Source organism: Kitasatospora sp. NPDC004272, assembly GCF_053603035.1.
Genome location: NZ_JBSGET010000027.1, coordinates 27,432 through 48,084 on the forward strand (window position 1 = coordinate 27,432; position 20,653 = coordinate 48,084).

Annotated in this window: 17 protein-coding genes; 7 read left to right on the forward strand and 10 right to left on the reverse strand. The window is 73.4% G+C overall.

The genetic code is table 11. From position 1 onward, the window contains the following. Positions 1–17: 17 nt before the first annotated feature. From ACWEO5_RS11615 to ACWEO5_RS11625, 3 genes are all read left to right on the forward strand, one after another. On the forward strand, positions 18–1,460 hold the full coding sequence (locus ACWEO5_RS11615) for a condensation domain-containing protein (protein ID WP_452162227.1): 1,443 nt from the start codon (positions 18–20) through the stop codon (positions 1,458–1,460). Between the two features lie 343 nt (positions 1,461–1,803). Further along, positions 1,804–2,955, forward strand: coding sequence for an endo-1,4-beta-xylanase (locus ACWEO5_RS11620; protein WP_452162228.1), 1,152 nt, complete (start codon positions 1,804–1,806; stop codon positions 2,953–2,955). Positions 2,956–3,232: 277 nt separating this feature from the next. Next, on the forward strand, positions 3,233–3,616 hold the full coding sequence (locus ACWEO5_RS11625) for a hypothetical protein (protein ID WP_452162229.1): 384 nt from the start codon (positions 3,233–3,235) through the stop codon (positions 3,614–3,616). Positions 3,617–3,710: 94 nt separating this feature from the next. Here the strand turns inward: ACWEO5_RS11625 and ACWEO5_RS11630 are convergent, their stop codons facing one another. The 4 genes from ACWEO5_RS11630 to ACWEO5_RS11645 are packed head-to-tail and all read right to left on the reverse strand — an operon-like array spanning position 3,711 to position 9,158. Beyond that, on the reverse strand, positions 3,711–6,095 hold the full coding sequence (locus tag ACWEO5_RS11630; protein WP_452162230.1) for a beta-xylosidase/alpha-l-arabinosidase: 2,385 nt from the start codon (positions 6,093–6,095) through the stop codon (positions 3,711–3,713). 8 nt (positions 6,096–6,103) lie between these two features. Next, a complete protein-coding gene (locus ACWEO5_RS11635) occupies positions 6,104–6,922 on the reverse strand; it encodes a carbohydrate ABC transporter permease (RefSeq protein ID WP_452162231.1) in 819 nt (272 codons plus the stop codon). After that, complete coding sequence (locus ACWEO5_RS11640; protein WP_452162232.1) at positions 6,922–7,857, reverse strand: carbohydrate ABC transporter permease; 936 nt, start codon at positions 7,855–7,857, stop codon at positions 6,922–6,924. The genes ACWEO5_RS11635 and ACWEO5_RS11640 overlap by 1 nt, the downstream gene beginning before the upstream one ends. Before the next feature lie 11 nt (positions 7,858–7,868). After that, a complete protein-coding gene (locus ACWEO5_RS11645) occupies positions 7,869–9,158 on the reverse strand; it encodes an ABC transporter substrate-binding protein (protein ID WP_452162233.1) in 1,290 nt (429 codons plus the stop codon). A gap of 178 nt (positions 9,159–9,336) precedes the next feature. Between ACWEO5_RS11645 and ACWEO5_RS11650 the strand changes: the two genes are divergently transcribed. From ACWEO5_RS11650 to ACWEO5_RS11665, 4 genes are all read left to right on the forward strand, one after another. Further along, positions 9,337–10,383, forward strand: a complete 1,047-nt coding sequence (locus ACWEO5_RS11650; protein WP_344555553.1) for a LacI family DNA-binding transcriptional regulator — start codon at positions 9,337–9,339, stop codon at positions 10,381–10,383. Between the two features lie 189 nt (positions 10,384–10,572). Next, positions 10,573–11,826: an FAD-binding protein gene (locus ACWEO5_RS11655; RefSeq protein WP_452162234.1), complete on the forward strand. Its 1,254-nt coding sequence runs from the start codon at positions 10,573–10,575 to the stop codon at positions 11,824–11,826. A gap of 452 nt (positions 11,827–12,278) precedes the next feature. Next, a complete protein-coding gene (locus tag ACWEO5_RS11660) occupies positions 12,279–13,295 on the forward strand; it encodes a polysaccharide deacetylase family protein (protein WP_452162235.1) in 1,017 nt (338 codons plus the stop codon). 445 nt (positions 13,296–13,740) lie between these two features. Then, entirely contained in the window at positions 13,741–14,703 is a 963-nt protein-coding gene (locus ACWEO5_RS11665) for a glycoside hydrolase family 11 protein (protein WP_452162236.1), read from the forward strand. A gap of 153 nt (positions 14,704–14,856) precedes the next feature. Here ACWEO5_RS11665 and ACWEO5_RS11670 read toward each other — a convergent pair whose 3' ends face one another. Genes ACWEO5_RS11670 through ACWEO5_RS11695 form a run of 6 tightly spaced genes read right to left on the reverse strand, consistent with a single transcriptional unit; the run spans position 14,857 to position 20,653 of the window. Then, positions 14,857–15,894 (reverse strand): SDR family oxidoreductase, encoded by a 1,038-nt coding sequence (locus ACWEO5_RS11670; RefSeq protein WP_452162237.1) that lies wholly within the window; start codon positions 15,892–15,894, stop codon positions 14,857–14,859. Between the two features lie 31 nt (positions 15,895–15,925). Next, the gene (locus ACWEO5_RS11675) at positions 15,926–17,179 is read right to left on the reverse strand and encodes a beta-ketoacyl-[acyl-carrier-protein] synthase family protein (RefSeq protein WP_452162238.1); all 1,254 of its coding nucleotides are present in this window, start codon (positions 17,177–17,179) and stop codon (positions 15,926–15,928) included. Continuing rightward, on the reverse strand, positions 17,176–17,499 hold the full coding sequence (locus ACWEO5_RS11680; protein ID WP_344555570.1) for an acyl carrier protein: 324 nt from the start codon (positions 17,497–17,499) through the stop codon (positions 17,176–17,178). The genes ACWEO5_RS11675 and ACWEO5_RS11680 overlap by 4 nt, the downstream gene beginning before the upstream one ends. Next, entirely contained in the window at positions 17,486–18,871 is a 1,386-nt protein-coding gene (locus tag ACWEO5_RS11685) for an aspartate aminotransferase family protein (protein ID WP_452162239.1), read from the reverse strand. Before ACWEO5_RS11685 ends, ACWEO5_RS11680 begins: the two co-directional genes overlap by 14 nt. Beyond that, positions 18,868–19,323, reverse strand: a complete 456-nt coding sequence (locus tag ACWEO5_RS11690) for a type II toxin-antitoxin system RatA family toxin (protein WP_452162240.1) — start codon at positions 19,321–19,323, stop codon at positions 18,868–18,870. The genes ACWEO5_RS11685 and ACWEO5_RS11690 overlap by 4 nt, the downstream gene beginning before the upstream one ends. Continuing rightward, positions 19,310–20,653, reverse strand: coding sequence for a GNAT family N-acetyltransferase (locus ACWEO5_RS11695; RefSeq protein WP_452162241.1), 1,344 nt, complete (start codon positions 20,651–20,653; stop codon positions 19,310–19,312). The genes ACWEO5_RS11690 and ACWEO5_RS11695 overlap by 14 nt, the downstream gene beginning before the upstream one ends.

The window sequence follows — 20,653 nt, forward strand, 5'->3', positions numbered from 1 at the left end:
GCCCGGAGGTCCCGGCGATGCACGCCAGCCGCACGGTCCGCACCCATGCCGCCCATCCGTCCGCCCGTCCGCCCGCCGACCCGCCCGTCCGGTTGCCCGGGGAGGGCCCCGGCGGACCACTGGCCGCCCCGGCCGAACAGGTCGCCGTCGTCTTCGACGGGCTGGCGGCAGGGACCGGAGCGCTCACCTGGGGGCAGTGGTCGCTCCGGGAGGCGATGGTCCGGCACGGCTCCTGGATGCCGCTCGGCGGCACCAAGGAGCTGGAGCCCGGGACGGACCTCGCCGACCTCGCCGCCGAACTGCGCTACCTGGTCACCCGCTACCCGTCGATGCGCACCCGGCTGCGCTTCGACGGCGGCCCCGAGCCCCGCCAGGAGGTGGCCGGGGCGGGCCGGGTCCTGCTGGAGGTGCACGACGCCCCGGCGGACGCCGACCCCGCGGCCACCGCCGCCGCCGTCGAGGCGCACCACCGGCACGCGCCCCTCGACCTCGCCGCCGACTGGCCGGTGCGGATGGCCGTGGTCCGGCACCGCGGCGCCCCCACCCACCTGGTCGCGCTGATCTGCCACCTGGCCACCGACGCCGCCGGGGCCCGCACCATGCTGCGCGAGGTCGCCGAGCGCGGCACCGCCCCCACCGAGGGCCGGCAGCCGCTGGAACAGGCCCGCTGGCAGCGCTCCCCCGCCGGCCTGCGCCAGGACGAGCGGGCGCTGCGCCACCACGAGGAGCTGCTGCGCGCGGCGCCGCTGCGGCCGCTGCCCGGTCCGACCCCGCCGCCCGGCCCGCGCTACTGGACCGCCGAACTGCACGCCCGCGCCCTGGGCCCCGCCGCCGCGGCCGTCGCCCGGCGCACCGGCACCACGCCCACCACCGTCCTGCTCGCGCTGTACGCCGTCGCACTCGCCCGGGCCACCGGCGTCAACCCGGTGGTGCTGCGCCCGATGGTCGGCAACCGCTTCCGGCCGGGCCTGGCCGACGTGGTCTGCATGCTCTCCCAACTCGGCCTGTGCTCCGTCGACCTGTCCGGCACCACCCTGGACGAGGCGGTGGAGCGCACCCGCCGCGCCGCACTGACCGCCTACAAGCACGGCTACTACGACCCGCGCCGGTTCGCCGAGCTGCTCGACCGGGTCTCCCGGGAGCGCGGCCCCGGCCTGGACGTCTCCCGGGTCTTCAACGACCGCCGCGCCGAGGCGCCCGACGACGGCCGACCCGTGCCGGCGGCGGCCGAGTTGCGCTCCGCCCGGGCGGGCAGCGGCTTCCGCTGGACCGAGCGGACCGACCGGCCCTCCGAGCGGCTGTTCCTGAACGTCGAGGACCGCCCCGGGGCCGTGCTGCTCTCCTTCACCGCGGACGTCCACCACTTCCCCGCGGAGCGCGTCGAGGTCCTGCTCCGCGAGATCGAGGACCTGGCCGTCGCGGCCGCCCACGACCCGGACGCCCCGAGCGGCGTGCGCTGACGCCCGGTCGGGCCACGGGACTTCCCTGCCCGCCGCACCGTGACGGTGCGGCGGGCAGGTCCGTCTCGGCGGGCCTCCACCGAGACGGAGGTTAGGCGGCCGCGGCGCGGCGCGTCAATGAAAAGTACCGAACTTCGATCGGAAACTCGGTCGGCCCGGCCCGGACCGGCATTCGCCCAGACCACTCGGACAGCGGGTGCGACCCCCCGGCGCTCATCGTTCAACTTCTGGGATGTGCAGCGTTATTGACTGGGACGGATTTGCCGCACTAGCTTCTTGGAAGTTCGATCGATTTTTCGAAACTTTCGATACTTCTCTCTCCTCCCCCACCCAGGAGTCCGCTGTGAAGCTACGCCGTCAGCTCGCGGCCGCGGCCGCCACCGCCGCCGTCCTCATGCTCGTCCCGTCCGCGATCGCCGCCGCCGCCCCCGACAAGCACCCGAAGGTGCCGGCCGACTCGCTGCGGGCCCTGGGCGACCGGCAGAAGCTCGCCATCGGAACGGCCGTCGACGACGCCCACCTCGGCAGCGACCAGCCCTACACCGCCATCGTCGCGGACCAGTTCTCCGTCGTGACGGCGGAGAACGCCATGAAGTGGGAGTCCGTCGAGCCCACCCGCGGCACCTACGACTGGGCCGCCGCCGACCGGCTGGTGGCCTTCGCCGGGGAGCACGACCAGCAGGTGCGCGGGCACACCCTGCTCTGGCACAACCAGCTGCCGTCCTGGCTCACCACCGGCGTCGACAACGGCACCATCACCAAGGACCAGCTGCGCGAGATCCTGCACAAGCACGTCACCGACGAGGTCACCCACTTCCGCGGCAAGATCTGGCAGTGGGACGTCGCCAACGAGGTGTTCGCCAACTCCTGGGACCCGAACCCGCTGCCCAACGGCCTCAACGGCGACGACTTCTGGATCAAGAACCTCGGCGAGGGCGTCCTCGCCGACGTCTTCCGCTGGGCCCACCAGGCCGACCCCAAGGCCCTGCTCTTCTACAACGACTACAACATCGCCGGCCAGGACGGCAGCAACGCCAAGTTCCAGGCCGTGCACGACTTCTTCGCCAAGCTCGTCGCCCAGGGCGTCCCCGTCAACGGCATCGGCGAACAGGGCCACCTCGACACCCAGTACGGCTTCGACGGCAAGCTCTTCCAGTCCGACCTCCAGTCCTACGGCGACCTCGGCCTGAAGGTCGCCGTCACCGAGGCCGACGTCCGCACCTTCGTCAACAACTCCACCGAGCAGGTCCCGACCAGCCAGCTCGCCGCGTTCGCCCAGCCCTACGAGTTCTCCCAGATGCTCACCGCCTGCCAACTCGTCGACCAGTGCATCTCGTTCACCGCCTGGGGCGTCTACGACGGCGACTCCTGGATCCCCGGCACCTTCGCCGGCACCGGCTACGGCCTGCTCTACGACGTCAACAAGGCCCCCAAGCCCGCCTACTACACCCTCCAGCAGGACCTCCAGCTGGGCGCCCGCAACGCCAAGCACTGACCCCTCCGACCCGGCCCGCCGGAGCGCCCTGTGGGGGGCGCCCCGGCGGGCCGACCCATGCCCGGCAGCACGCCCGCGCAGGCTGCCAGCGGAACGGGGGACGAGGAGTGTGGACGCGTGAAGCCCGCCCGGCTCCCCTGCACCGCAGTCCGCTCCCACCTCGCCCACCGTCACCACCCACGAGCCGGCCCTGCGGGCAGTACCGGACCTGGACGACGCCTGGTGGGACGGCCTCACCGCCGCTCTCGGCGCCGTCGCCGCCGTCCCCAGCGACCGGGTGGCGGTCCGTCAGGAGTACCTGGACCGCGCCATGCCGCAGTACCTCGGCGTGGCGGTCGACACCAGGGTGAGCACCTGGACGACCGCCCACGGTGACCTGCACTGGGCCGACCTCACGAGTCCGACCCTCGCGGTGCTCGACTGGGAGGGCTGGGGCGTCGCGCCCGCCGGGTACGACGCGGCCGTCCTGCACAGCTACAGCCTGCTCGTGCCGGAGACCGCCGCGGAGGTCCGGCGGCGGCTCGGGCACGTCCTCGACACACCGGCGGGGAGGTTCGCCGAGCTCGTGGTCATCACCGAGCTCCTGCAGACCACCGCCCGGGGCGACAACCTCGACCTTGCGGGGCCCCTGCGGGGGAGGCTCTCCGAGATCACCGCCTGACCGCCTGACCGTCTGACGGTCTGACCGGCGAACGCCGACGGCCGCGCCCCCTGCCCGGAGCGGGAGGGGGCGCGGCCGTGGTGGCGGTGCGGGGTCAGGCGGTGCGGATGTCCGCGTGCAGGTGGCGGGTGTGGTCGAGGACGCGGGCCGGGCCGGTCAGGTGGGTGGTGGCGGTGAGGCGGGGGTCGGTGCTGGAGGCGGCGATGCGCAGTTCCAGGGCGCCGGGTTCGACGGTCCGGCGGCCGTCGCGGCCGGTGAAGGAGGCGAGGTCGGCGGGGACGGCGATCCGGACCCGGGTCCGCTCGCCCGGCTCCAGGGTGATGCGGCGGTAGCCGATCAGACGCTGGACGGGCTGGACCACGCTGGCGACGGGGTCGTGCAGATAGAGCTGCACGGTCTCGCTGCCCGCCCGGTCGCCGGTGTTGTGCAGGGTGAAGGAGAGTTCGAGGGTGCCGTCGGTGTCGGCGGTGCCCCGTTCCACCTCCAGCGCGCTCCAGTCGAAGGAGGTGTAGCCGATGCCGTGCCCGAACCCGAAGGCCGGGGTGGGGTCGGTGCTGGAGACCTCGCTGGGTCCGGCGAGCCGGGCGGCCAGGTAGGTGGAGGGCTGGACGCCGGGCCGGGCCGGGATGCTGACGGGCAGTCGGCCGGACGGGTTGACCCGGCCGCTGAGCACGCCCGCCACCGCTTCGGTCCCGGCCTCGCCGGGGAAGAAGGTCTGCACGAGGGCGGCCGCCTCGGTGACGGCGCGGCCCAGCGCGTAGGGGCGGCCGGCCAGCAGCACCGGCACCACGGGCTTGCCGGTGTCCAGCAGGGCGTCGAGCAACTGCTGCTGCACGCCCGGGAGTTCGAGCAGCTCCACGTCGCAGCCCTCGCCGCTGGTGCCGCGTCCGAACAGGCCGGCCCGGTCGCCGAGGGCGACGATCACCACGTCGGCCCGGCGGGCGGTGTCGAGGGCCTCGGCGAACCCGGAGGTGTCGGTGCCGTCGACGCTCGTCCCGGCGACCGTCCAGATCTCGCTGCCGGGGAACTCGGCGGCCAACGCCTGCCGCAGCGTGGGCAGTTCGATGCCGACCGGGACGTCCGGGTGCTGGCTGCCGACGTGCACGGGGAAGGCGTAGCAGCCGAGCACCGAGGTCGGGGTGTCGGCGTTGGGGCCGATCAGGGCGATCCGGCGGGGGGCGCGCAGCGGGAGGGTGCCGTTGTTGGCGAGCAGCACCACGGCGCGTTCGGCGATCTCGCGGGCGAGTTCGCGGTTCTCCGGCCGGTCCAGGTCGACGCTGCCGCGCAGGGCGGCCGGGTCGTCCAGCGACCGGCCGGCCAGGACGGCGGGGACGGCGTCCCAGTCCTCGTCCAGCAGGCCGAGTTCGGCCTTCTGGGCCAGGACGCGGCGCAGCGCCGTGTCGATCAGCGCCTCGGGGACGGTGCCGTCCTCGACGGCCCGCAGCAGCGGCTCGCCGAAGGTCTTGACGGTGGGCAGTTCGACGTCGACGCCGCTGGCCAGGGCGAGCGCGGCGGCTTCGGCCCAGTCGCCGGCGACGCCGTGCAGCACCTTCAGGAAGGCGATGCCGAAGTAGTCGGCGACCACGGTGCCGTCGAAGCCCCAGGTGTCGCGGAGCAGTCCGGTGAGCAGTTCGCCGTCGGCGGCGGAGGGGATGCCGTCGGTGTCGGTGTAGGCGTGCATGACGGAGCGCGGGCGGCCCTCGCGGACGGCCATCTCGAACGGCGGCAGGATGACGTCGGCGCGTTCGCGGGTGCCCATGCCGACGGGGGCGAGGTTGCGCCCGGCGCGGGAGGCGGAGTACCCGGCGAAGTGCTTGAGGGTGGCGACGATGCCCGCCGACTCCAGGCCCTGCACGTAGGCGGTGGCCACCGTGCCGATCAGGTAGGGGTCCTCGCCGATGGTCTCCTCGACCCGGCCCCAGCGGGCGTCGCGGACCACGTCGAGGACGGGGGCGAGGCCCTGGTGGACGCCGACCGAGCGCATGTCGCGGCCGATCGCGGCGGCCATCCGCCGGATCAGGTCGGGGTCGAAGGTGGCGCCCCAGGACAGCGGGACCGGGTAGGCGGTGGCGCCCCAGGCGGCGAAGCCGGCCAGGCACTCCTCGTGGGCGAGGGCGGGGATCCCGAAGCGGTTGGCGGCGGCGATCCGCTGCTGGCTGCGGGCCAGCGAGAGCGCGCCGAGCGCCGGGTCGACCGGGACGGTGCCGAACGGGCGGGTCAGCTGGCCCAGTCCGTTCGGGAGCAGTTCGTCCAGGTCGGGCGGCTCCTCCATGTCGTGCTGGTGCGGGGCGACGTCGCCGCCCTCGTCGGAGGCGCCGACCCAGAGGCCGACCAGCTGGCCGAGCTTCTCGGGGAGCGTCATCTCGGCGATCAGGGCGTCCGCGCGCTCCGCCGGGGTCAGCGTGCGGTCGCGCCAGCGGGGGGCGGAGGAGGTGGGGGATGCGGCCGGGTTCGTCTCGGCGATCGGTTCGGCGGTCATTTCGGCGGTCACTTTCCTCCGACGCCCATGAGGCCCTGGACCAAGGCACGCCGGGCGAACAGGTAGACGATGAAGATCGGGAGCATCGACAGCACGACGGCGCTGAGCAGGCCGGGCACGTCGACGCCGTGCTCGGTCTGGAAGTTGTACAGGCCGAGGGTGATGACCTTGGTGCTCTCCGACTGGGTGAGGATCAGCGGGAACAGGAAGCCGTTCCACGCCTGGAGCGCCGAGAAGACCACGACGGAGGACAGGCCGCCCTTGGACAGCGGCACCACCATCTGCCAGAACACCCGCCAGGGGGTGGCGCCGTCCATCGCCATGGCTTCGTACAGCTCGTTGCTGATGTCGCGCATCGCACCGGTCAGCACCAGCGTGCACACCGGCAGGCAGAAAGCCGCGGTGGGCAGGATGATGCCGATCAGGTGGTCGTACAGGCCGGCCTTGCTGATCACGTAGAACATCGGCACGATCACGGCCTGGGCGGGGATCGCCAGGCCCAGCAGGAAGATCCGGAAGACCGTGCTGATGGTCCTGCCCTGGGCCCGGACGATCGCGTAGGCCAGCGGGGGCACGACGAGCAGCACGATCGCGACCACGCTCACCGTGACGATCACGGTGTTGAGGAAGTCCTGACCGAAGCCGTTGGAGAAGTCGTCGACGTAGTTCTGCAGGGTCAGGTGCTCGGGGAAGCTGAGCGGGCCCTCGGAGGAGTAGCTGGAGCGGGTGCGGAACGTCGAGATCAGCAGGACGTACAGCGGGAAGCCGACGACGACCAGCCAGACCAGCGAGCCGAGCCCGGCGAGGTAGTTGGGACGCTTGCGCATCACAGTCCCTCCGTCGTGCCGCGCATCTTGTCGTAGCCGGAGAACCGGACGACGGCGAGCGAGATCAGGGTGGCGACCACCACGAGGACCAGGGCGATGGCCGAGCCGGAGCCGAAGTCGAAGCTCTTGAAGGCCTGCTGGTACATGTAGTAGGCGCTGTTGGTGGTGTCGGTGCCCGGGCCGCCCTGGGTCAGGATCAGCACGGTGTCGAAGGTGGTGAGGCCGCCGACCAGCATCAGGATCACCGAGGTGATCATGGTGTTGCGCAGCTGCGGCAGGGTGATGTGCAGGAACTGCCGGACCTTGCCCGCGCCGTCGATGGACGCGGCCTGGTAGAGCACCTGCGGGATCGCCCGGGCGCCGCCCTGGTAGAGCAGGGCGTGCATCGGCGTCCACTGCCACATGCCGACGAAGGTCAGCACGGCGATGGCGCCGCTCTGCGAGCCCATCAGGTTGCCGTCCCCGAACAGCCACTGCATCTGCGAGGGGACGCCGAAGTTGGGGTCGAGGATGGCCCGCCAGACCACCGATATCGCGGTGGCGGACAGCAGCAGCGGGATGAAGAAGATCGCGGACAGCACGGCGCGGTTGCGCTGGTGCCCGGCCGCCCACACGCCCAGCAGGATGCTGACGGGGGTCTGCACGACGACGCCGGCCACGGTGAGCACCAGGGTGAGCCAGATGCTCTGGGTCATCACGGGGTCGTGCAGCAGCTTGGTCCAGTTGTCCAGGCCGTTGAAGGTGGGGGCGCCGACGCCGTCCCAGCTGGTGAAGGAGAGGACCGCGACCAGCACCAGCGGCAGGAGCGCGAACAGCAGGAAGAAGACGGTCGCGGGAACCGCCCAGACGATGCCCGGGCGGGTCACCCCGACGCCGGCCCGGCGCCCGGCGCGCGCACCGCGGCCGGACACGGACCCGAGGGAGGAAGTACTCATGGAGATTCGTCTCAGGAGGCGGGCAAGGCCTGCATGGCCTTGATGAAGCCGTCCACGTCGAGCTTGCCGTTGAAGAACTGCTGCACGGCGGTGTGGATGGGCGTGGTGGCGGCCGGCGGGTACGCCTGGTCCCAGGAGAGCTGGAACGACGGGGCGGTCTTGACCAGGTCGTACTGGAACTTGGAGTACGCGGGGTCCTCCGCGCTGGTCAGGAACTGCTCGGTGCTGGTGGTGGTCGGCAGGTTGCCGATCGCCATCTGCGCGTTGACGAACTCGTCGGAGTACATGAGCTTGAGGAACTCGGCAACCTCCTTGGGGTGCTTGGTCTTCTTCAGCACCGAGTAGAAGTTGTTGGTGTTGCCGACCAGGTCGGCCGGGTCGCCCTTGCCGCCGGCCACGGACGGGAAGCTGCTGTAGCCGAGGTCGTTCTTGGCGAAGTCCGGGTTAGCATCCTGCTGGGTGGCGTACGCCCAGGAGCCCATCAGCTCGAACGCGGCCTTGCCCTTGGCCAGCAGTGCCGGGGAGCCGCCGTCGGTGAACTTCACCGAGTCGTAGTTGGAGCCGAAGGCGCCCGCGTCGACCAGCTGCTTGAGCATGCCGAGGGCCTTCTTCGACTCCGGGCTCTCCCAGGCCGTCTTGTCGCCGGACAGCGCCTTCTGGAACAGCTCGGGGCCGGCCACCCGGTCGAAGACGTACTCGTACCACATCAGGGTCGGCCACTGGTCGCCGCCGCCGAGGGCGAACGGGGTGACGCCCTTGCCCTTGAGCACCTGGACGGCGTTGAGCAGCTCGTCCCAGGTCTTCGGGGCGCTCAGACCCGCGTCGGACAGCACCTTCTTGTTGTTGAACAGCAGCACCGGCTGGGTGCCGCGCATCGGGATGCCGTACGACTTGCCGTCGATCACCGCGGTGTTGAACACCGAGGGCAGGAAGTTGCTCTTCAGCTGCGGGTCCTCGGTGATCATGTCGTCCAGCGGGAGCAGCAGGTCCGCCTTGACGTAGGGCTGGATGCTGCCGCCGCCCCAGTTGAAGAAGACGTCCGGGGCCTGCGGGGTGTTGATGATGGTGTTCAGCTTGGACTGGTAGTCGGCGCCGGGGATGGTGTCGAGGACGACCTTGACCTTCGAGGTCTTGTTGAAGGTCTCGACGAGCTGCTTCTCGACCTTGTTGCTGGCGTCGCCGTAGACCAGCACGTGGATGGTGTTGGAACCGCCGGCGGCGGTGGAGCCGCTGCTACAGGCCGTCACGCCCACGGTCGCCAGGGAGAGGCCGAGGGCCACAGCGAAAGCGCGTCTCTTCATCAGGGAGTCTCCTAAAGTTTCGAGCTGAGTCCCGAAATAACTGCCTGGCCCGGACGCTAAGTTGCGAACATGTTGCGGGTCAACCCTTCGAACGGAGGGTTACTGAAGCGTGATCCGCAGCGTGATCCGCAGCCGGTGCGGGGGTTGGCCCGGAGCGCCCGTGCCCTATGCTGCGTCCATGGAAAAGGGCGATGAACTGGGACGGGTCACCCTCGCGGACATCGCGCGAGAGGCCGACGTCTCGGTTTCGACGGTTTCGAAAGTCCTCAACGGACGTACCGACGTCTCGGCGGCCACCCGCGGCCGGGTCGAACGGGTGCTGCGCGAACACGACTACCAGCGCGCCGCCCGCAACGGCGGCGAGGCCCCGCTGGTCGAGATCGTCTTCCACGAACTCGACAGCCTCTGGGCGATGGAGCTGCTGCGCGGCGTCGAGAACGTCGCCAACGAGTACGGGGCGGCGGTGGTGGTCGCGCACAGCGGCTCCCGGCACGCCCCCGCGCCCGGCTGGATCGACGCGGTGCTGCGCCGGCGGCCGCTCGGCGTGGTGCTGGTCTTCTCCAGCCTGCCGCCCGAGCTCAAGCGCCAACTGCGGGCCCGCTCGATCCCGTTCGTCATCATCGACCCGGCGGGCAACCCCGACCCGGACATCCCCTCGGTCGGCTCCGCCAACTGGGCCGGCGGCCTGGCCGCCACCCGGCACCTGATCGAGCTCGGCCACCGGCGGATCGGCATCGTCACCGGCCCCGAGGACACCCTCTGCTCGCTGGCCCGGCTGGACGGCTACCGCTCCGCGATGTCGATGGCCGGACTGGAGGTCGACCCCGAGCTGATCGCCTTCGGCGACTTCCACGCCGAGGGCGGGTTCGCCCGCGCCAAGCGGCTGCTGGAGCTGCCCGACCGGCCGACCGCGATCTTCGCGGGCAGCGACCTGCAGGCCCTCGGCGTGATGGAGGCCGCCCGGGTCTGCGGCCTGCGCGTCCCCGAGGAGCTGTCCGTGGTCGGCTACGACGACCTCGACATCGCCAAGTGGACCAGCCCCGCACTGACCACCGTCCGCCAGCCGCTGCGCGAGATGGCCGAGCAGGCCACCCGCCTGCTCATGGCCCTGCGCAACGGCGAGGCGGGCGCCGCACCCACCCGGCTGGAACTGTCCACCACCCTGGTGGAGCGCTCCAGCACGGTGGCGCCGGGGGCGCGCCACACGGTCCCCGGACCGCGCTGAACGGCCGCGCCGAGCGGCCCCGCCGGGCGGCCGGGGCCACCGCACCGAGTGACCGGAGGGCGGCTGCGAAAGTTTCGGCAGCCGCCCTCTTGCCTTGCTGACCTCGGCGGACTAATTTGTAGTGTGCCATTGCAAATGGGAACGGCCGACGCTCGGGCGCCCCGCACCGACCACCCCCGGGGGTGCCCGATGACGACCGACGACCTGGCGACCGGCAGCCCGCTGACCAACTGGGCGGGCAACCTCGCCTACGGCGCCCGCGCCGTGCACCGGCCCCGCTCGGTGGACGAGCTGGGCGAGCTGGTCCGCCGCAGCGACCGGGTCCGGGCGCTGGGCAGCGGGCACTCCTTCAGCCCGGTCGCCGACACCGACGGCGACCTGGTGCTGCTGGACGGCCTGCCCACCCGGATCGAGATCGCCCCGGACGCCCGCAGCGTCACCGTCTCCGCCGCCACCCGGTACGCCGAGCTGGCCACCGCCCTCCAGGCGGCCGGCCTGGCCCTGGAGAACCTGGCCTCGCTGCCGCACATCTCGGTCGCGGGCGCCACCGCCACCGGCACCCACGGCTCCGGCGACGGCCGCCGCTCGCTGGCGGCCGCCGTCCGCTCGCTGGAGCTGATCGGCCCCGACGGAGAGCCGCGCACCACCTCGCACCCCGGCGAGACCGTCCACCTGGGCGCGCTCGGCATCGTCACCGCGCTCACCCTGGACGTCGTCCCCGCCTTCGCCCTGCGCCAGTACGTCCACCTCAGCCTGCCGCTGGCCCGGTACGCGGAGCAGCTGGACGAGGTGCACGCCGCCGGGTACAGCGTCAGCCTGTTCACCGACTGGGGCTCGGACACCGGCCGGGTCTGGGTCAAGCAGCTCGACGACGGCACCCCCGCCGCCGCCGTCCCCGGCGCCCGTCCGGCCGCCGCCCCCGAGCACCCCGTACCGGGCATGCCCGTCGGCAACTGCACGCCGCAGCTCGGCGCCCCCGGCCCCTGGCACCAGCGACTGCCGCACTTCCGCCCGGAGTTCACCCCCAGCAGCGGCGCCGAGCTGCAGTCCGAGTACCTGCTCCCGCGCCCCGCCGCCCGCGCCGCGATCGCCGAACTGCGGGCCCTGGGAGCGCGGTTGGCGCCCGTCCTGCACATCTCCGAGGTGCGCACGGTGGCCGCCGACGGGCTGTGGCTGAGCCCCGCGTACGGGCGGGACTCGGTGGCCTTCCACTTCACCTGGAAGCCCGACCCGGCCGCCCTCGCCCCCGTCCTCGCCGACGTCGAGCGCGTCCTGCTGGCCCTGGGCGGCCGCCCGCACTGGGGGAAGGTCACGCACGCGCCGCGGGCCGCCGCCACCGCCTACGAGCGGCTGCCCGACTTCCTGGCGCTGCGTCAGGAGCGGGACCCGGCGGGTAAGTTCGGCAACCGCTTCACCGAGACGCTGGCCGCCGCCCTGGGCTGACGCCGCGTCCGGGCCCCCGGCCCGCCACCCCGCTCCGCCGCCCGGTCGGCCCCCCGCTTCGCCGCCCGGTCCGCGGTACCCCGTCCCGCGCCGCTCCCGTACCCCGCTCCGGGGTGCGCGGGCGGCGCAGGACGGGCCGACCGGCCGTCGGTCCGCAACGACGCGGAACCCGCCGACGGCCGGTCCAGGCTTCCGAAACTCGATCGGTCCACCGACTGCCCACCGCCAACCGCCTTTTCCACTCCGGGCGTTGGGCGCGAGGCCGGTTTCCGGCCGCAATTCCCGCGAGTTTTCGAATGTTCGCAGAAAGTTTCAACCGCTGCATTGACACCCGAACTGACCCGGGTCAAAACTCTTCGACGTCGGCCGTCGCCGCCGACCACAGTCGAGCCGGGTCGCCGGTTCCACCCGCCTCCCTGGCTCCCCAGCGAACCACGAGGAGTCGCACCCCCATGCGCATCACCACGCTCTCGCCGCGCCCGCTGATCGCGGCCCTGGCCGTCGCCGCCACCGCGGCCACCGCACTGACCGCCACCGCCCTCGACCCCACCCCGGCCCGGGCCGCCGGCTGCACCGGCTACGTCGGCCTCACCTTCGACGACGGCCCCTCCAACGACCACACCCCCGCCCTGCTCAGCGCCCTCCAGCAGAACGGCCTGCGGGCCACCATGTTCAACGAGGGCCAGTACGCGGCCGCCTACCCCGCCCAGGTCAGGGCCGAGGTGGCGGCCGGCATGTGGGTCGGCAACCACAGCTACACCCACCCGCACCTGATCCAGGAGAGCCAGGCCCAGATCGACTCCGAGGTCGGCAACACCCAGTCCGCCATCGCCAACGCGGGCGGCGGCACCCCCAAGCTGTTCCGGCCGCCGTACGGCGAGACCAACGCGACCCTGAAGGCGGTCGAGGCCAAGTACGGCCTGACCGAGGTGATCTGGGACGTCGACTCGCAGGACTGGAACGGCGCCACCACCGCCGCGATCGTCCAGGCCGTCGGCCGCCTGACCAGCGGTCAGGTCATCCTGATGCACGAGTGGCCCGCCAACACCCTGGCCGCGATCCCGCAGATCGCCCAGAACCTCGCCTCCCGCGGCCTGTGCGCCGGAATGATCTCCCCGCAGACCGGCCGCGCCGTCGCCCCCACCGACAACGGCGGCGGCACCGGCGGGGGCACGGGCGGCGGCACCGGCGGTACGGGGGGCGGGAGTTGCACCGCCACGCTCTCGGCCGGCGCCTCCTGGAGCGACCGCTACAACCTCAACGTCGCCGTGACCGGCTCCAACACCTGGAAGGTCACCGTCAAGGTGCCCTCCCCCGAGAAGGTCAGCTCCACCTGGAACGTCAACGCCAGCTACCCCGACGCCCAGACCCTGGTCGCCACCCCCAACGGCGCCGGCAACAACTGGGGCATGACCATCATGAAGAACGGCGCCACCACCTGGCCCACCGTCAGCTGCGCCACCTCCTGAAAGCAATTCCGGGCAGCCGGAAAACGCTTTTCCCCGGGCGCGCGAAAAAAGCAGCACCAGTCGGCCGTGTACGTACCTGATCGGTTCCGGCGTCCGCGCGCCCGTCCTCTCGCATCCGCGCTTTCCACGGTCCGGGCGGTCGCCCTCCGGTGCGGCCCGCCCTCCCGAGCGATCGAAACTTTCGAAGCCTCGTGATCGAAAATTGTGCCCCACCGAGCCGACGAGCGCCATCGAACACGCAGGCCGCGAATTCGACTGGGCCTCCTTCCGCCCCACGACACCGGCACTGACCAGCAGATTTACTGACCGAGCCTCAACTCCGGTACGACCGACGCATTCGGAAACTCTGTCGAAACCGTTGACAGCCCGTCCGGCGCCGCCCAACACTGTCGCCGAACCCCACGGCCTCCGCTCCCCCCACCCCACCCACAGAACGGATCGCCCCGTGAAGATCCCCCACAAGGCCCGCGTCCTCCCGCTGGCCCTCGCCGCCGTCGTCCTGCTCCCCGGCACCGCCGACGCCGCGACCATCACCAACAACCAGACCGGCAACGACGGCGGGTACTTCTACTCGTTCTGGAGCGACGGCAACGGCTCGTCCTCGATGTCCCTGAACGGCGGTGGCAACTACGGCACCTCCTGGAGCAACGTCGGCAACTTCGTGGCCGGCAAGGGCTGGAGCACCGGCTCGCGCAACCCCGTGACGTACTCCGGCACTTGGAGCACCAGCGGCAACGCCTACCTGTCGCTGTACGGCTGGACCACCAACCCGCTGGTCGAGTACTACATCGTCGACAACTACGGCTCCTACAAGCCCACCGGCACCTACAAGGGCACCGTCACCAGCGACGGCGGCACCTACGACATCTACGAGACCACCCGCACCAACGCCCCCTCCATCGAGGGCAACAAGACCTTCAACCAGTACTGGAGCGTCCGCCAGTCCAAGCGCACCGGCGGCACCATCACCGTCGGCAACCACTTCGACGCCTGGGCCCAGCACGGCATGAACCTCGGCAGCATGAACTACGAGATCCTCGCCACCGAGGGCTACCAGAGCAGCGGCAGCTCCAACATCACCCTGGGCTCCTCCACCGGCGGCGGCGGCACCGGCGGCGGCACGGGCGGCGGCGGCACCGGCGGGAGCTGCAGCGCGTCGCTGTCCGCGGGCGACTCCTGGAGCGACCGCTACAACCTGAACGTCAACGTGACCGGCTCCAGCACCTGGAAGGTCACCGTCAAGGTGCCCTCCCCGGAGAAGGTCAGCGCCACCTGGAACGTCAACGCCAGCTACCCCGACGCCCAGACCCTGGTCGCCACCCCCAACGGCGCCGGCAACAACTGGGGCATGACCATCATGAAGAACGGCACCACCACCTGGCCCACCGTCAGCTGCAGCCTGAACTGACCCGTCCCCCGGGCCGGGTCGGCCGTCGGACGCACCCGCCGGTGCGGTCGACGGCCGACCCGGCCGGCCCGTTCCCGACGACCTGCCGCGGGCCCGGGACCCCCTCGACCGGATGGAGCTGCCGGCCCGGGCCCACCGCGAGACGCCGCCGGCTCAGCGGGCCGGGTCGAGCCGGGTCCAGGGTTCGGGGTGGGCCAGGGCGAGGCGGGGGCGGCGGTGGGCCCAGTGGTGGACGGCGGTGGCCATCGCGGTGGCGGGGTCGGGGACCTTCCAGGTCGGGGTGAAGGGGCGGCGCATGCCGGTGTAGCTCTGGAACATCGCGAGCAGCTTGACGGCCTGGCTCTGGACCGGGGAGAGGTACCGGTCGGAGAGCGGGAGGAAGAAGCGGTTCCAGCTGTCGGTGGAGACCAGCGGCGGGCGGTCCAGCGGGGCGACGCCGCGGGTGGCGCGGAAGGCGTTGAGGGTGTCCAGGATGACGTCGAGCAGGGTGTCGAGGTCGAGGCTGTCGGGCCCGGCCGCGATCACCTCGGTGCGGGGGCGCTCGGGGGGCGCGGCGAGGACGGCGGCGGTGAGCGCGGCGGCGACCTCGTCGACGGGGCTGATCTCGGCGTGGCCGGCCGGGTCGCCGACCACCACGGCGGCGGTGCCGGAGACCAGCGCCTGGAGCATCGTGTAGGGGCCGGAGAAGCGGGCGATCGCGCCGTCGGAGCGGCGGCCGACCACCAGCGGCGGGCGGACCAGGGTGAGCGGGCCGGGGTGGAGCTCGCGGGCGGTCTCCTCGCAGCGGGCCTTGGACCACTCGTAGCCGTTGCGGTAGCCCTCGAACTCGGCGCCGCGCAGGTCCTCGGGGTTGCGGTCGCCGCCGACGTACGCGGTGGAGACCTGGACGAGGTGGGTGTCCCGGTCGGCGAGGGCGAGGGCGGCGCGCAGCGGGTCGAGGTTGGCGGCGGTGGCCTCCGCGCGGCCGAGGGTCCAGCGGGTGCTGGCGGCGGCGTGCACGATGACGTCCCAGTGGCCGCCGAGTTCGGGGGGCGGGGGTTCGGCCCCCATCCGCCAGTGCACGGTGCCCGGGCCGCGCCGGGCGACCGGGACGAGATCGAGCGGGCGGCCGTGTTCGCGGGCGGCGGCCGGTAGCTGGTGGGCGAGTTCGGTGCCGACGACACCGGTCGCCCCGGTGAGCAGGACGCGCATGGGGTGTTCCCTCATCCTGTGTGCGGGCGGGTCAGCTGGGGGGTGCGAGCACCAGGCAGGCGTTCTGGCCGCCGAAGCCGAAGGCGTTGGAGAGCACGGGGGCGGGGGCGACGGCGCGCGGGGCGCCGTGCACCAGGTCGACCAGGTCGGCCTCGGGGCTGCGGCACAGGTTGGCGACCGGCGGAACGAGTCCGTCGGCGGCGCAGCGCAGCGCGAGCGCGGCGGCGAGCGCCCCGGCGGCGCCGATCAGGTGGCCGGTGACGCCCTTGATCGCGGTGACGGGCGGCGGTTCGACGCCGTAGCAGCGGGCGACGGCGCGGGCCTCGGCCCGGTCGCCGGGGACGGTGGAGGTGCCGTGGGCGCTGATGTGGCCGATGTCGGCGAGGGTGAGTCCGGCGTCGGCGACGGCGGCGCGCATGCAGCGGGCGGCGACCTCGCCGTCCTCGTGCGGGGCGGCGATGTGGAAGGCGTCGCAGTTCTCGGCGTACCCGGCGATCTCGCCGTGGATCCGGGCGCCGCGGGCGCGGGCCGCCTCCCAGCGTTCGAGGATCAGCACGACGGCGCCCTCGCCCATCACGAAGCCGTCCCGGTCGGCGTCGAACGGGCGGCTGGCCAGGGCGGGTTCGTCGTTGCGCAGGGACAGCGCGCGCATCCGGGCGAAGGAGCCGAGCACGACGGTGCTGACGGCCGCGTCGACGCCGCCGGCCACCGCGACGTCCAGTTCGCCGTACCGGATCCGGCGGGCGGCCTCGGCGAGGGCGGTGCCGCCGCTGGCGCAGGCGCTGGAGTAGGTGGTGCAGACGCCCTGGAAGCCGTGGCGCAGCGCGACCCGGCAGGCGGGCGAGTTGGCCATGGTGCGCGGGACGGTGTGCACGGGCAGGTCGCGCGGCCGGTGGACGTAGCCGGCGGTGGCCTCCTCCATGCTGGTGAGGCCGCCGATGCCGGTGCCGATCTGGACGCCGATCCGCTCGCGCGGCTGTTCGGCGGGCAGTGCGGCGTCGGCGAGCGCGTCGGCGGCGGCGCACAGCAGCAGCCGGGCCGGGCGGTCGATCTGCCGGGCCTCGCGCCGGCTCAGGTACGGCTCGGTGTCGAACTCCGGTACCAGGCAGGCGATGTGAACCGGCAGGCCGGCCTCGGCGAGGCGGTCCAGCCGGGTCGCGGCGGGCTTGCCGGACAGGACGGCGGCGTACGCCTCGTCGAGGGTGTTGCCGGCCGGGGTCTTCAGGCCGATGCCGGTGACGGCGACCCGGTGGCCGCCCGAGGGGTGCCGGTCTCGCGCGTTCACGCGGAGCCCTCCGGGGCGGGCACCAGGGCGATCACCGCGTGGGCGGTGCGGCTGCCGGGCGCGGCGGTGGCGGGGTCGGCCGCCCGGGCGTGCAGCAGGTCGACGGCGTGGCCGACGTCGCGGGCCGAGAGCAGGTCGTCCGGGTCGATCCGCAGCCGCAGGGTGCGCTCCAACCGGGCGCCGATCTCCATGAGTTCGAGGCTGTCGATGCCGTACTCGTCGGCCAGGCTGGTCCGGTCGTGCAGGTCGTCCGGTTCGGTGCCGAGGACGTCGGAGACGACCGTCCGGACCGTCGCGGCGAGTTCCTCACGCGTGAGCACCCGGGTGCCCTCCTTCGGTGGTGGTGCGGGCGGTGCCCGGTACGGCGGCGGACCGCGCGGTGGCGGTGCCCGGGGTGGGCCGCAGGGTGCGGCCGGTGGCGGCCAACGCGGCGTCCAGGATGCTTTCCGCTTCGGCGAGTTGGGCGGCGCTGGTGATCAGCGGCGGCAGCAGCCGGACGGTGGTGGGGCGGCTCAGGCAGGGGGAGACCAGCAGGCCGGTGGCGGCGAGTTCGAGCACCGTCGCGCCGGCGGCCTGCGGGGAGGCGCAGTCCAGGCCGCGCAGCAGGCCGCGGCCGGGCACCGCCCGCACCACGTCCGGGTGGCGCTCCCGCAGGCCGGTCAGCACGGCGTCCAGTCGGGCGGCCAACTCCGTTCCGTGGTCGGCGAGTTCCTCGATCGCGTCGAGCGCGGCGGGGACGGCGGCGCAGCTCAGCGGGTGGCCGCCGAAGGTCGCCGAGTGCAGGAACGGATCGGCGGCCAGCGGCGCGTACAGGCGCTCGGAGCACAGCAGGGCGGAGAGCGGGACGACGCCGCCGCCGAGCGGCTTGCCGAGCAGCACCGCGTCCACCGGCAGGCCGTCGGCGAGGGCCACCGAGCGGGGTCCGCACCGGCGCAGGCCGCACTGGATCTCGTCGGCGATCACGAACGCCCCGTCGCGGGCCGCGTCCGCGCACCACTGCCGCAGCACCTCGGTGGGCAGCGGCAGCGCGCCGTTCTCGCCCTGCACCGGTTCGAGGACCACGGCGGCCACCTCGCCACCGGCGGTCTCCCGGCCCACCGCCGCCGGATCCTCGGCGTCGACGTGCACGACGTCCACCTCGCAGCCGAGCAGCCCCCGCCGGTACAGCGGGCTGTGGGTGAGCGCGAGGGCGCCCAGCGACTTGCCGTGGAAGCCGCCGCGGACCGCCAGCACCCGGGGGCGTCCGGTCGCCAACCGGGCCAGTTTGACCGCGACTTCGACCACGTCCGCGCCGTTCAGGCCGAAGTAGACCTTCGGGAGCGCGTCGCCGAGGTAGCCGCTGAGCCGGGCGGCGGCCTCGGCGGTGACCGGGTTGGCCAGGCTGCGGGTCGCGGTGGGCATGGCGTCCAGCTGGCCGCGGACGGCGGCGGTGACCGCGGGGTGGCGGTGGCCGAGCAGGGTGACCGCGTAGGAGCCGAAGTCCAGGGCGGTCCGGCCGTCGGAGAGCGTCACCTGGCAGCCCTCGGCGACCGATTCGACCGCGCCGCGACCGGCGAAGCCGCCGGTGAGGGCGAGCTTCGGGGAGAGGTGGCGGCGCAGCCGGTCGAAGACGGCGGCGGCGTCCGGGACGGCGGCCGCGGCGGCCGTGCTCGGGCCCGGGCCCGGGACCGGGCCGGGCAGGGTGGTGGTCACCGGGCGGCCCCTTCCGGGATCATCCGGCGCTCCAGGGCGCCGAGCATCTGCGCGGCGCTCTCCCGCAGGGCGTCCGCCGCGACCGGGTTGAGCATCTCGGCGAGCAGCGGGATGCCGATGTCGAAGTCCACGTGCAGTTCGACGGTGCTGCCCCCGCCGGGCGCCGCCCGCACCGCCCAGTGACCGGCGAACTCGCCCAGGTCGCCGGTGAGTTGCTCGAAGTCGAAGCGGCGCGCGGCGTGGTCGATCACCTCCGTCTCGACCCAGCGCAGCACCGAGCCCTGCAACCGGACCGACCAGGCGGTGGTGCGGTGCCGCGGGTCGGGCTGCTCGACGAGTTCGACCGAGTCGACGCTGTCCATGCAGCCGGGGTAGCCGAGGACGTCGACCACCACCGGCCAGGCGACCTCGGGCGCCGCGGCGACGGGCAGTTCCACTTCAACGTGCGGCATCTGACGGCCTCTCTACGGGACGGCTGGCGGGCCCGGGGAGCGGGGCGCCCCGGGCGGGACGGGACGGGGTCCCCCGGGCGGGGCGGGACGGGAGCCGGTCGGCGTGCGGGCCGAGGGCCTGGGTCCGGGCGGCGCCCAGGGCGGCCGGGAGCAGGCGGCGCAGCAGCGCGCGGGGCAGCGGGCGCAGGTGGGTCATCGCGTGCCACTGCCCGACCAGGGCGCAGCCCATCTCCACCTTGGGCAGGTACGCGGTCTGCGCGAAGCGGATGCGCCGGCTGCCGTTCGACAGGGCCAGCCGGACGGCCGCGTAGTGCAGGTTGTGGTAGAGCGCGGCCTCGTGGGCGAGGCGGTAGTCCAGGCCGATCCGGGCGCCGGTCGCGCCGTCCCCGGCGAACAGGCAGAGCAGGAAGCCGACCAGCCTCACCCGCTGCGGGACGCCCTCCCGCCCGGCCGCCGGGGCGTCCCCCGCTCCCTCCGCCGGGGCGTCCTCGAAGCAGGCCACCAGGCGGCTGTCCGGGTCGGCGGCGACGGCGGCCAGGAAGGCGTCGTCCAGCACGTCGAGGGTCTGGTCGGCCCGGTCCATCACCTGCCGGTAGAGGGCGGGCAGCTGGGGCAGCAGGTGGTCGAACTCGGCCAGCACCTCGATCCGCAGGCCGGGGTGGGCGTCGAAGCGGCGGATCTTGGCCCGGGCGTTGCGCCGGGGCTTGGCCGGGAGGGCGGCCAGGTACTCCTCGAACGAGGCTCCGGGCAGGGCGAGTTCGGTGTCGGGCAGGGCGGGGGCGAGGAAGAACCCGGCCTCCGTCAGCGGGGCGCGCAGCGGGGCGAGGTCAGCTCCGGCGAAGTCCTTGAACAGCACGGTGCCGAGCCGTTCGCGGCGGGCGAGGTCCAGCACGGCGGCGACCAGCAGCCGTCCGGCGACCGGGTCGAGCGGCTCCGGCGCCAGCAGGTGGCCCTGGCCGAGCAGGTGGCCGCAGAACAGCGTCGGCACCCGCAGCAGGCGGGGGGCGAGGCGGCGCAGCGGGGCGAGGCGGCGGCGCTCGTCCGGGCCGACGATCCGGTCCAGGGCCAGGTCGGGGAAGAGGCTCAGCGGCAGCAGCGCGACCGGTTCGCCGTCCCGGTGCACCGTCAGGTAGGCGTACCCGGCGGGCCCGACCCGGCTGCCCTCCAGGGCGGCGAAGACGCTCCGGGACCACATCGGGTCGTCGGCCGGGGCGAGCCGTTCCCACAGGCCGGGCGGCAGTTGTCCGACGCCGCGCCGCACCTCGACCCGGTAGCGGTCCCGTTCCGGGTCCGCCGCCCGCGGCCCGGCCCACGACCGCCCCGGGAGCAC

Coding starts and splice junctions, on each gene's coding strand:
- ACWEO5_RS11615 (WP_452162227.1), top strand. CDS start 18: ATGCACGCCAGCCGCACGGTCCGCACCCATGCCGCCCATCCGTCCGCC.
- ACWEO5_RS11630 (WP_452162230.1), bottom strand. CDS start 6,095: ATGACCGCCGAACCGATCGCCGAGACGAACCCGGCCGCATCCCCCACC.
- ACWEO5_RS11635 (WP_452162231.1), bottom strand. CDS start 6,922: ATGCGCAAGCGTCCCAACTACCTCGCCGGGCTCGGCTCGCTGGTCTGG.
- ACWEO5_RS11640 (WP_452162232.1), bottom strand. CDS start 7,857: ATGAGTACTTCCTCCCTCGGGTCCGTGTCCGGCCGCGGTGCGCGCGCC.
- ACWEO5_RS11645 (WP_452162233.1), bottom strand. CDS start 9,158: ATGAAGAGACGCGCTTTCGCTGTGGCCCTCGGCCTCTCCCTGGCGACC.
- ACWEO5_RS11650 (WP_344555553.1), top strand. CDS start 9,337: ATGGAAAAGGGCGATGAACTGGGACGGGTCACCCTCGCGGACATCGCG.
- ACWEO5_RS11655 (WP_452162234.1), top strand. CDS start 10,573: ATGACGACCGACGACCTGGCGACCGGCAGCCCGCTGACCAACTGGGCG.
- ACWEO5_RS11660 (WP_452162235.1), top strand. CDS start 12,279: ATGCGCATCACCACGCTCTCGCCGCGCCCGCTGATCGCGGCCCTGGCC.
- ACWEO5_RS11670 (WP_452162237.1), bottom strand. CDS start 15,894: ATGCGCGTCCTGCTCACCGGGGCGACCGGTGTCGTCGGCACCGAACTC.
- ACWEO5_RS11690 (WP_452162240.1), bottom strand. CDS start 19,323: ATGCCGCACGTTGAAGTGGAACTGCCCGTCGCCGCGGCGCCCGAGGTC.